The organism is Streptomyces sp. EDA2-14, assembly GCF_054963755.1.
This window is the reverse complement of record NZ_JBUEGE010000015.1, coordinates 212,525-223,235: the sequence shown is the minus strand read 5'-3', so window position 1 is coordinate 223,235 and position 10,711 is coordinate 212,525. Positions and strand designations below refer to the sequence as shown.

At 69.8% G+C, this 10,711-nt stretch carries 9 protein-coding genes; 6 read left to right on the top strand and 3 right to left on the bottom strand.

Going from position 1 to position 10,711, the window contains the following annotated elements:
- Positions 1-355 precede the first annotated feature (355 nt).
- Positions 356-1,747, bottom strand: coding sequence for a cation:dicarboxylate symporter family transporter (locus tag ACY34M_RS30060; protein ID WP_462721469.1), 1,392 nt, complete (start codon positions 1,745-1,747; stop codon positions 356-358).
- A 143-nt stretch (positions 1,748-1,890) separates the two neighbouring features.
- On the opposite strand from ACY34M_RS30060, the gene ACY34M_RS30055 reads away from it, so the two are divergent.
- Together ACY34M_RS30055 and ACY34M_RS30050 are read left to right on the top strand one after the other, a co-directional pair.
- Positions 1,891-3,678, top strand: coding sequence for a sensor histidine kinase (locus ACY34M_RS30055; RefSeq protein WP_462721468.1), 1,788 nt, complete (start codon positions 1,891-1,893; stop codon positions 3,676-3,678).
- Positions 3,675-4,358: a response regulator gene (locus ACY34M_RS30050; protein WP_462721467.1), complete on the top strand. Its 684-nt coding sequence runs from the start codon at positions 3,675-3,677 to the stop codon at positions 4,356-4,358. Before ACY34M_RS30055 ends, ACY34M_RS30050 begins: the two co-directional genes overlap by 4 nt.
- Before the next feature lie 13 nt (positions 4,359-4,371).
- Here the strand turns inward: ACY34M_RS30050 and ACY34M_RS30045 are convergent, their stop codons facing one another.
- Complete coding sequence (locus tag ACY34M_RS30045; RefSeq protein WP_462721466.1) at positions 4,372-5,403, bottom strand: YncE family protein; 1,032 nt, start codon at positions 5,401-5,403, stop codon at positions 4,372-4,374.
- 172 nt (positions 5,404-5,575) lie between these two features.
- Between ACY34M_RS30045 and ACY34M_RS30040 the strand changes: the two genes are divergently transcribed.
- The 4 genes from ACY34M_RS30040 (at position 5,576) to ACY34M_RS30025 (ending at position 9,486) form a co-directional block, all read left to right on the top strand.
- Positions 5,576-6,943: an extracellular solute-binding protein gene (locus ACY34M_RS30040; protein ID WP_462721465.1), complete on the top strand. Its 1,368-nt coding sequence runs from the start codon at positions 5,576-5,578 to the stop codon at positions 6,941-6,943.
- A gap of 34 nt (positions 6,944-6,977) precedes the next feature.
- Entirely contained in the window at positions 6,978-7,841 is an 864-nt protein-coding gene (locus ACY34M_RS30035) for a carbohydrate ABC transporter permease (protein WP_462721464.1), read from the top strand.
- Complete coding sequence (locus ACY34M_RS30030) at positions 7,842-8,666, top strand: carbohydrate ABC transporter permease (RefSeq protein ID WP_462721463.1); 825 nt, start codon at positions 7,842-7,844, stop codon at positions 8,664-8,666.
- 133 nt (positions 8,667-8,799) lie between these two features.
- Positions 8,800-9,486: a helix-turn-helix domain-containing protein gene (locus ACY34M_RS30025; protein ID WP_462721480.1), complete on the top strand. Its 687-nt coding sequence runs from the start codon at positions 8,800-8,802 to the stop codon at positions 9,484-9,486.
- 19 nt (positions 9,487-9,505) lie between these two features.
- On the opposite strand, the gene ACY34M_RS30020 is transcribed toward ACY34M_RS30025, so the two are convergent.
- Positions 9,506-10,531 (bottom strand): ATP-dependent 6-phosphofructokinase, encoded by a 1,026-nt coding sequence (locus ACY34M_RS30020; RefSeq protein WP_462721462.1) that lies wholly within the window; start codon positions 10,529-10,531, stop codon positions 9,506-9,508.
- Positions 10,532-10,711: the final 180 nt, after the last annotated feature.

Here is a 10,711-nt window from a genome sequence, read left to right as displayed (position 1 = left end):
CCCCGGCCGATTTCCTCGGTCCCGCTCCGCTTTCCGGCCTTTCGGCTTTCCGGCGAGTCCGACTCTATCAGATCCTTTCGGGCCTGATTCCCAGTCAGAGGGGCTTGTCCTCGCGGCTGTTGGGCCGTTCCGACGTCCCAAACTTTAGCGGATTCCCCGTCCCCGAGCTAATCGGGGGTTCGGAATTGAATTCGGGCATGCCGAATAGAATCCCGGCCGGGAGATCGTGCGAGTGGTTGGGGGTGCCGCCCTGTGGGCAACTCGCAGGACTCTACGCCACCAGCCCCCGCGGCACAAAAGCGGGGCCCGGTGCGACGCATCGCACCGGGCCCCGCCCACGGAAGCCGCTGAGGGGTCAGGCCCCGACCGGCTCCTTCGTACCGCCGTCACGCGGCTCCGGGACGTCCGGGTCCGAGTCGGACTGGGAGCCCGCGGAGTCGAGCAGTGTGCGCTCGTCGAAGGGCAGCTCGCCGGCGAGGACCCGCTTCACCCGGTCCCGGTCGACCTCACCGGTCCACGTGCCGATGAGCAGCGTGGCCACGGCGTTGCCCGCGAAGTTGGTGAGAGCGCGGGCCTCGCTCATGAAGCGGTCGATGCCGATGATCAGGCCGACGCCGTCGACCAGGCCCGGCTTGTGGGACTGGAGGCCCGACGCGAGAACGGCGATGCCGGAGCCGGAGACGCCCGCGGCGCCCTTCGACGCGATCATCATGAAGAGGAGCAGACCGATCTGCTCGCCGACGGACATCGTCTGGTCCAGGGCGTCGGAGATGAAGATGGACGCCATGGTCAGGTAGATCATGGTGCCGTCGAGGTTGAAGGAGTAACCGGTCGGGACGGTGATGCCGACGACCGGTCGGCTGACTCCCAGGTGCTCCATCTTCGCGATCAGACGCGGCAGCGCCGACTCCGAGGAGGAGGTCGAGAGGATCAGCAGGAACTCCCGGCCGAGGTACTTCAGCAGCATGAAGATGTTGAAGCCCGTCACCAGGCGCATGATCACGGCCAGCACGATGCCGACGAACAGGGCGCACGTGACGTAGAAGCCGACCATGATCGTGAGCAGAGCCTTGAGCGCGTCGAGGCCCGTTTCGCCGATCACCGCCGCCATCGCGCCGAACGCGCCGACCGGGGCGGCCCACATGATCATGCCGAGGACCCGGAAGACGAGCTTCTGGATGTGCTCGACGCCGCGCAGGATCGGCTCGCCGGAGCGGCCCATGGCCTGCAGGGCGAAGCCGACGAGCAGCGCGATCAGCAGAGTCTGGAGGACCGAGTCGCCGGTGAAGGCGGAGACCATGGTGGTCGGGATGATGCCGAGGATGAAGTCGACGGGGCCTTCGTTGGCCTCTTCGGCCGCGGTGTGGCCGGCGCCCTTCACCGCCTCGGTGAGGTGCATGCCGTCGCCGGGGTGCAGGAAGTTGCCGACGAGCAGGCCGATGGCGAGGGCCACGACCGACATCACCATGAAGTAGCCGAGGGCGAGGCCGCCGACCTTGCCGATCTTCGCGGCCTTCCGGACGGAGCCGACGCCCAGGACGATCGTGCAGAAGATGATGGGCGAGATCATCATCTTGATCAGGTTCACGAAGCCCGTGCCGATGGGCTTGAGTTCCTTGGCGAAGTCGGGCGCAATGAAGCCGACGGCGATGCCGAGCAGCACGGCCACGATCACGGCGATGTAGAGATAGTGGGTGCGGTCCCGCTTCGCTGGTGCGGCTGGCCCTGCGGTCTCTGTGTCGGCCACGGTTCCTCCTGACGACGACGTCGGCGTACCAGGTCGTGCGGCTCACGTCCTGCGAATCCTGGCGACTATCTCTCTCCCCGGTGAGGACCGTCACCCTTCCGTTCATTTAGTTCGCGCTTATACGAAGAGGCAGACTGTTCCGCATGCGTCTCCCCCGTCCCCGCAGCCTGGCGGGCCAGCTCTTCGCGATGCAGGTCGTGCTGGTGGCCGTCGTGGTGGCGGGGTGCGCCCTCTTCACGTACGTCAGTGACCGGGGGCAGGCGGAGAACAGTGCGCGGCGGCAGGCCACGGCCACGGCGCGGGCGGTCGCCGACGCGCGGTCCGTGCGCGAGGCGGCCTCGGGGGCCCGGGATCAGACCGCGCTGTTGCAGCCGTACGCGCGTGAGGTGCAGAAGCACACGGGCGTCGACTTCGTGACGATCATGGATCCGCGCGGGATCCGGTGGACGCATCCGGACGAGCGGGAGATAGGGGAGCGCTACCTCGGGCACATCGGGCCCGCGTTGAAGGGGCACACGTTCTCGGAGACGTACACGGGGACGCTCGGGGCCTCGGTGCGGGTGGTCACGCCGATCTACGACGAGGGGCGGCACCGGGTCGTCGGGCTCGTCAGTGCCGGGATCACGATCGACGTGATCACCGCGCAGGCGCAGGGGCAGGTGCTCGCCGTGGCGGGCGTCGCGCTCGCCGCGCTGGTGCTGGGCGGCATCGGTACGTACGTCATCAACGCCCGGCTGCGTCGGCACACGCACGGGATGAATGCGACCGAGCTGAGCCGGATGCACGCCTATCACCAGGCCGCGCTGCACGCCGTGCGCGAGGGGCTCGTGATGCTGGACGGGCAGCGGCGGGTCGCGCTCATCAACGACGGGGCGCGGGTGCTGCTCGGCGTGGAAGAGGGGGACGCCGTGGTGGGGCGGTCGGTCGCCGAGCTCGGGCTGCCCGCGCCGCTGACCGGTGCGCTGCTGGCCGCCGAGCCGCGGGTCGACGAGGTACATCTGACGGCCGACCGGGTCGTGGTGGTCAATACGTCGCCGGTGGCGAGCGGTGAGCGGCGCGGCACGGTCGTGACGTTGCGCGATCACACCGAGTTGCAGGCGGTGATGGGTGAGCTGGACTCCGAGCGGGGGTTCACGCGGGCGCTCAGGTCGCAGGCGCACGAGGCGGCGAACCGGCTGCACACGGTCGTCTCGCTGATCGAGCTGGGGCGGGCGGACGAGGCCGTGGAGTTCGCGACCGCCGAGCTGGAGCTGGCGCAGGCGCTGACCGATCAGGTCGTGGGTGCGGTGGCCGAGCCGGTGCTGGCCGCGCTGCTGCTGGGCAAGGCGGCGCAGGCCAATGAGCACGGTGTGGAGCTGGTGGTGTCGGCCGACACGCGGATCGACGACGGTCTGCTGCCGCAGGCGCTGCCCGCGCGTGACCTGGTCACCGTGCTCGGCAATCTCGTCGACAATGCGGTCGACGCGGCGCAGGGGTCGCCCGGGGCGAGGGTCACGGTGACCGCGCGGACCGATGACGACGTCCTGTTGTTGCGGGTCTCGGACACCGGACCGGGGGTCGATCCGGCGCACGCCGACTCCGTCTTCGACCGCGGCTGGTCGACGAAGCCGTCGGGGGCGGGTGGGCGTGGGCTCGGTCTGGCGTTGGTGCGGCAGGCGTTGACACGGTGTGGTGGGGTGCTGGATCTGGGCCGCGCGCCGGAGGGCGGCGCGGAGTTCACGGTGCGGGTGCCACTTGCCGATCAAGCCCCTGCGGCGATTGAGCAGCGGGGTCCGGGGCGGAGCCCCGAGTGCTCGGCCCCGGAGGGGGTTACGGCCGCGGGGCTCTGCCCCGGACCCCGCGCCTCGATCGCCGGCGAGGCCGATAGGGCAGACTCCGGCGGGGCCGAGAGTGCCGACACGGCCGGAACCGCAGGAAGAGGAACCCCATGAGTGAGCTCGACCGCACCATCCGGGTCCTCGTCGTCGAGGACGACCCCGTCGCCGCGGACGCGCACGCGCTGTACGTCGGCCGGGTTCCCGGTTTCACCGCCGTGGGCAAGGTGCACTCGGCGGCGCAGGCCAGGCGGTTCCTGGACCGCACCCCCGTGGACCTGCTCCTGCTCGACCTGCACCTGCCGGACGGCCACGGGCTCACGCTCGCCCGCACGCTGCGCGCCGCCGGGCATCAGGCGGACGTCGTGGCGGTGACGTCCGCCCGCGATCTGGCGGTGGTCCGCGAGGGCGTGTCGCTCGGGGTCGTGCAGTACGTCCTGAAGCCGTTCACGTTCGCGACGCTGCGGGACCGGCTCGTGCGCTACGCCGAGTACCGCGCGACGACCGGCGAGGCGTCGGGGCAGGACGAGGTCGACCGGGCGATCGCCACGCTGCGTTCGCCCGCGCCGGCCGCGCTGCCCAAGGGGCTGAGCGCGCCGACCCTGGAGCGGGTCACGCACACGCTGCGGGAGGCCGTGCCCGAGGGGATGACGGCGGCGTCGGCGGCGGAGGTGGTGGGGATCTCGCGGATCACGGCCCGCCGGTACCTGGAGCATCTGGTCGACTCCGGTCGGGCCGTGCGCAGTCCGCAGTACGGGCAGGTGGGCCGCCCGGAGCTGATCTACACCTGGAAGTAGCCGGCCCGCCGTCCTAGCGGACCCGGAAGCGGGTCAGCGTGTCCTCGCCCGCGGGGCCCGTGCCGGACTTGTCGACGACGTACGCGGTGCCGCGCGCGATCTCGACGTGGTTGGGGTTGGCGCCCGTGCTCACCGTTTTGACGACGGAGCCCTTGCGCGGGTCGACGACGGTGGCGGTCGCGTCGGTGCGGTTGACCGCGACGACGTCGCCGGACCGGTTGTCGGTGGCCACGGACAGGGGTCCCCCGCCGGTCGGTACGGATTTGGTGACGAGGCCCTTGTCGAGGTCGACGACGGAGACGGTGCCCGCGGTGTTGTCGGCGGTGTAGGCGGTGCGGCCGTTCTTGGAGAGGGCGACGGACAGGGGGCCGTCGCCGGTCGGGACGAGGCGCGGCTTCGTGGACTTCCGGGTGACCTGGATCAGTTGGTCGTTGGTGAGGTCGGCGGCGTAGACCGTGCCGGTGCGTTCGTCGACGGCGAGGCCGGTGGGGCCCGCTCCTTCGACGGTGACGCGCTTCTTCTCGGTGAACGTGCGGCTGTCGAAGCCCACGACGCTGCCGTCGCCGAAGCCGCTCGCCCACACGGTGTCGTGCCGCTCGTCCACCACGATCTCGCGGGCGTGCGCGACGTTCGGCAGCGTGGCGAGGTGGGCGCCGGTGCGCTGGCTGTAGACGGCGACCGAGTTGTCGCGGGTGTTGGTGACCCACACGGTGTTGTGCTCGTCGTCGACCGCGATGCCGTAGACCGCCTCGACGGCTCCGGTGGAGGCGTCGGTGACCGGCGGGGTGTACGTCGCCTCGACCTTGAGCGTGACCGGGTCGAGCTTGGTGAGCGCGGAGCCGGTCACCGGGGGACGGCCCACCGACGACGTGGTCCACAGGGCGTGGTTCCGCTCCGAGTACGCCGACTGGTAGAGCCCTTTGGCGACGGGAGCGGAATCGGCGGTGGCGGCCGCGGCGGTGCCGGTCTGCGCCGCGGAGGCGCCCGCGACGAGGGCCACGGCGACGGCGGCGGAACGGCGGATCCGGGGGGTGATTCGAGGCATGCTGCGTCAATCTCCTTTGCGGACGGGGGCGTTGTGACGCCACCCGAAGACCAACTTAGCTTAGCCTAACCTAACCTGCACACCCCATTGACCCTGTCCGGTACCGCCCTTACGTTCACGGGCAGCCACGCGAGGCAACGAAGCCCGCGATGCTCCGTAGGAGGTCGTGCCCGTGCGCCCCACCGCCCCGATCCTCACCGCCACCGTCCTGCTGGCCGCCGCGACGCTGACCGCCTGCGGCGGCGGCTCAGGAAGCGACTCGGACACCATCAAGGTCTCCTTCAAGCAGTCCACGGACAACAAGGTCAAGGTCATGGACACCTACCTGGCCGCAATGAAGAAGCAGTTCGAGAAGGCGAACCCCGGCAAGAAGGTGGAGTTCGTCCCGATCAAGGCGCCGGACGCGGAGTACTACACGAAGCTCCAGCAGATGCTGCGCTCCCCCAGGACCGCCCCCGACCTCGTCTACGAGGACACCTTCCTCATCAACTCCGACATCGCCAGCGGCTATCTCAAGCCCCTCGACCCGTACCTGGACAAGTGGTCGGACTGGGACCAGTTCATCGGCACGGCGAAGACCGCGGCGAAGGCGCGCGACGGGAAGACGTACGGCGTCCCGGACGGCACCGACACCCGCGGCCTCTGGTACGACAAGGCGATCCTGCGGAAGGCCGGCGTCCAGCTGCCCTGGCAGCCGAAGAACTGGGACGAGGTCCTGGACACGGCCCGCACCATCAAGCGGAAGGTCCCCGGCGTCACCCCGCTGAACGTCTACACCGGAAAGCCGGCCGGTGAGGCCTCCACGATGCAGGGCTTCCAGATGCTCCTGTACGGGACCGGTTCCGGGAGCGCGGACCCGCTCTACGACAAGGCCACGAACAAGTGGGTCACGGGCTCGAAGGCGTTCAAGGACAGCCTGAGGTTCGTGGAGACCGTCTACAAGGAGAAGCTCGGCCCCGACACCTCCGACGCCCTCGACCCGAACTTCCCCACGCAGGTGCGCGGTGAGCTGCTGCCCGAGGGCAGGCTCGGCATCAACCTCGACGGCTCCTGGCTGCCGCAGGACTGGATCAAGGGCAGCGGTCACGAGTGGCCCGAGTGGTCGAAGAAGCTGGGCCTCGCCCACATGCCGACGCAAACGGGCCAGGCGCCCGGCAAGGTCTCCATGTCCGGCGGCTGGACCTGGGCGATCCCCGCCAAGTCCGCCAATCCCGACCTCGCCTTCGACTTCGTCAGGACGATGCAGACCAAGCAGAACGCGCAGCGCTGGTACATCGCCAACTCCGGCATCGCGGTCCGCAAGGACGTGGCCGCCGACCCCGCGTACGTGAAGGCGCAGCCCGGCATCAAGTTCTTCACGGACCTCGTGGCGAGCACCCACTACCGCCCGGCCTACCCCGCGTACCCGAAGGTCTCCACGGCGGTCCAGGAGGCGATGGAGTCGGTGACGACGGGGGACGCCTCGGTCGAGAAGGCGGCGTCCGCGTACGACGAGCAGGTGAAGGCGGCGGCGGACGGCAAGGTCGTCAAGAAGCCTTGAAGGGGGCGGAGTTGAGCGAGAGAGCAGCGTCGTCATGACGCGTCGCAGAACCGTGTTCCGGCTCGTACCGATCGCCCCCGCGACTGTCATCATGGCGCTCTTCCTCGCGGGGCCGATCGCGTACTGCGCCTACATCGCCTTCACCGACCTGCAGCTGACCGGGCAGGCGGAGTCGTCCTTCGTCGGCTTCGACAACTTCACGGCGGCGTTCAAGGACGACGCGTTCCTGAACGCCGTCTGGCTGACGCTGGTCTTCACGTTCCTGTCGTCGATCGTCGGCCAGAACACACTGGGGCTCGCCCTCGCGGCGCTGATGCAGCGCGCGTCGAAGCCCGTCAGGAGCGTCACCGGGGCGGTCGTGGTGACGGCGTGGGTGCTGCCCGAGGTCGTCGCCGGATTCCTGCTGTACGCCTTCTTCCGCCGTGAGGGCACTCTCAACGCGATCCTCGACTGGCTGCAACTGCCCGGCCAGAACTGGCTGTTCACGCTGCCGATCCTGGCCGTGTCGTTCGCGAACGTGTGGCGCGGCACCGCTTTCTCGATGCTGGTGTACTCGGCGGCGCTCGGCGATATCCCCACGGAGGTCACCGAGTCGGCGGAGGTGGACGGCGCGAACGCCTGGCAGCGGCTGTGGCACATCACGCTGCCGATGATCCGCCGCTCCATCGGCACGAACCTGATGCTGAACACTCTTCAGACCCTGTCGGTCTTCGGGCTGATCTGGGTGATGACCCGCGGCGGGCCCGGCAACCACAGCCAGACCCTCCCCCTGTTCATGTACGAGCAGGCCTTACAGAAGTCCATGATCGGCTACGGCACCGCGGTCGCCCTGCTGCTGCTCGTCGTCGGCTCCCTGTTCTCGCTGGTCTACATGCGTCTGCTGCGTACGGAGGCCTGAGTGAAGACCCGTATCCGTAGACGGCTGACGGCGGACGCGGCGCTCGTCCTCGTAGCGCTCGCCTTCGCGCTGCCGCTGGCCTGGGTCGTGCTGTCCTCGGTCGACGCGGGGGCGAATCTGCGGGTGAAGTGGCCGGAGCGGTTCACGTTCGGCAATTTCGACGACGTCCTGAAGCCCGATGTCACCTTCACGCCGCTGCTCAACTCGCTGATCCTGTGCGGCGGCGCGACGGCCCTCACGGTCGCTTCCGCGGCGCTCGCCGCGTATCCGCTCTCGCGCTACCGCTCGCGCCTGAACACCCCGTTCCTCACGACGACGCTGTTCGCGACCTGCCTGCCGATCACCGCGGTGATGGTCCCGGTGTACGCGCTGTTCGTGCAGGTGAACCTGATCGACACCATGTCGGGCACGATCTACTTCTTCGCCGCGTCCCAACTCCCCTTCGCTGTATGGCTGATGAAGAACTTCATGGACGGCGTGCCGAAGGACCTGGAGGAGGCGGCGTGGACGGACGGGGCGAACACCTTCCAGGGACTGCTGCGCATCGTGCTGCCGCTGATGGGGCCCGGCGTCGCCGTCGTCACCGTCTACTCGTTCGCGATGATGTGGGGGAACTTCTTCGTCCCGTTCATGCTGCTGCTCTCCCCCGACCAGATGCCGGCCTCGGTCAGCATCAACGACTTCTTCGGCAACCGGGGCACCGTCGTGTACGGGCAGCTCGCCGCGTTCTCGATCATCTACTCGACGCCCGTGGTCCTGCTGTACGTGCTGGTCTCGCGGCGCTTCGGCGGCGGTTTCGCCCTGGGCGGCGCGGTGAAGGGCTGAGTGATCTCGTCGTTGTGCATGAGCGCGGCACACCACAAGTTCCGTCAACAGACACCAACTTGTCACGTAGGACGCACAGACCGTAGCCAAACGCCCCGTGACCCCCTACTTTGTGCCCGTGCACCACGAGGCCATGCCGAACCAGCCCACCCCGCCGTTCAACGCCCCCGCCGCCCGCCGCCTGCGCGAAGCGCTCGGCATGGCGCCGGGGCATGTCGCGTACGGCATGCGTGCCTCGTACGGGCTCGCGTACATCACCCCGGACCTCGTCGTCGCCTGGGAGCGCGGCGAGGCGTCGCCGACCGCCGGGGAACTCGCGGCGCTCGCGGGCGCGCTGTGGTGCTCGCAGAGCGAACTCATCGGCGAGCCGCGTACCCTGCGCGAGTACCGGCTGACGCTGGGGCTCGCCCCGGAGGACGTGGCCCGCGCCGTCGGCATGGAGATCCACTCGTATCTGCGGACGGAGGAGACGGGCGACTGGCAGGGCAACGACCGGCAGGCGACCGCGCTCGCCGAGACGCTGCGGCTCACCCCGCGGGCGCTCGCGACGGTGACCGGCCGGGACGCGCAGCTCACGGAGCTGCTGCGGGACGCGGCGCGCACCCGCTGGCAGGGGTCCGTGCGGCCGATCGCCCGGCTGGTGCCGGTGCCGCGCCGCGAGCTGGAGGACGTCCTGCACGAAATGCACCTGGAGTACCAGGCGTTGATGGCGGCCACGCTGAGCTGGGGCGGTGGCACGTCGCCCGGGGCCGGGGACGCGGGGCGGCAGTTCCTGGAGCGGATCCTGGACGAGTTCTGGTCCAGGATCCGCCATCCGTGACCCGCGTGCGGCGCTCGGCCTAGAAGACCGACTCGGCCTCGTCCATCCGGTCCTTCGGGACCGTCTTCAGCTCGGTGACCGCCTCCGCGAGCGGCACCATCGTGATGTCGGTGCCCTTCAGCGAGGTCATCTTGCCGAACTCGCCGCGGTGCACGGCCTCCACAGCGTGCCAGCCGAACCGGGTCGCGAGCACGCGGTCGTACGCGGTGGGCGTGCCGCCGCGCTGGACGTGACCGAGGATGACCGGGCGGGCCTCCTTGCCGAGGCGGCGCTCCAGCTCGTAGGCGAGGGCGGTGCCGATGCCCTGGAAGCGCTCGTGGCCGAACTGGTCGATCTCGCCGGTGCCGTAGTCCATGGTGCCCGTGGCGGGGTGGGCGCCCTCGGCGACGCAGACGACGGCGAACTTCTTGCCGCGGGAGAAGCGCTCCTCGACCATCTTGACCAGGTCGGACGGGTCGAAGGGCCGCTCGGGCAGGCAGATGCCGTGGGCGCCGCCCGCCATGCCGGACTCCAGGGCGATCCAGCCCGCGTGCCGGCCCATGACCTCGACGACCATCACCCGCTGGTGGGACTCGGCGGTCGTCTTGAGCCGGTCGATCGCCTCGGTGGCGACGCCGACGGCGGTGTCGAAGCCGAAGGTGCGGTCGGTGGAGGAGATGTCGTTGTCGATCGTCTTCGGCACGCCGACGACCGGCAGGCCCGCGTCGGACAGCATCCGGGCCGCCGTGAGCGTGCCCTCGCCGCCGATCGGGACGAGGGCGTCGAAGCCGATCTCCTCGGCGAGCTGCTTCGCGTTCTCGCAGGCCGCGCGGAAGCGGTCGCGCTCCAGGCGGGACGAGCCGAGGATGGTGCCGCCGCGGGCGAGGATGCCGCTGACCGCGTTCAGATCGAGGGGCTGGTAGCGCCCGTCGAGCAGCCCCGCGTAGCCGTCCTCGAAACCGAGCACCTCGTCGCCGTAGTGCGTGACGGCGCGGTGCACGACCGACCGGATCACGGCGTTCAGGCCAGGGCAGTCGCCGCCTGCGGTGAGAACTCCGATACGCATCGTGCTGTGTCTCCTGCTCGCTACTGGTACGTCGGTGAGCGATGTCGATTGTTCCACGCCCGCCGGGCCGCCGCGCTCGCTCGCGGCTGCGCAGGGAGCTTCGGAAGGGGCTGCGTGGGCACTTGGTCCCAAGGAAAGAGGCCTTCCGTCCGGCGGGCGACCTAGCCACCGCCGGAGGTA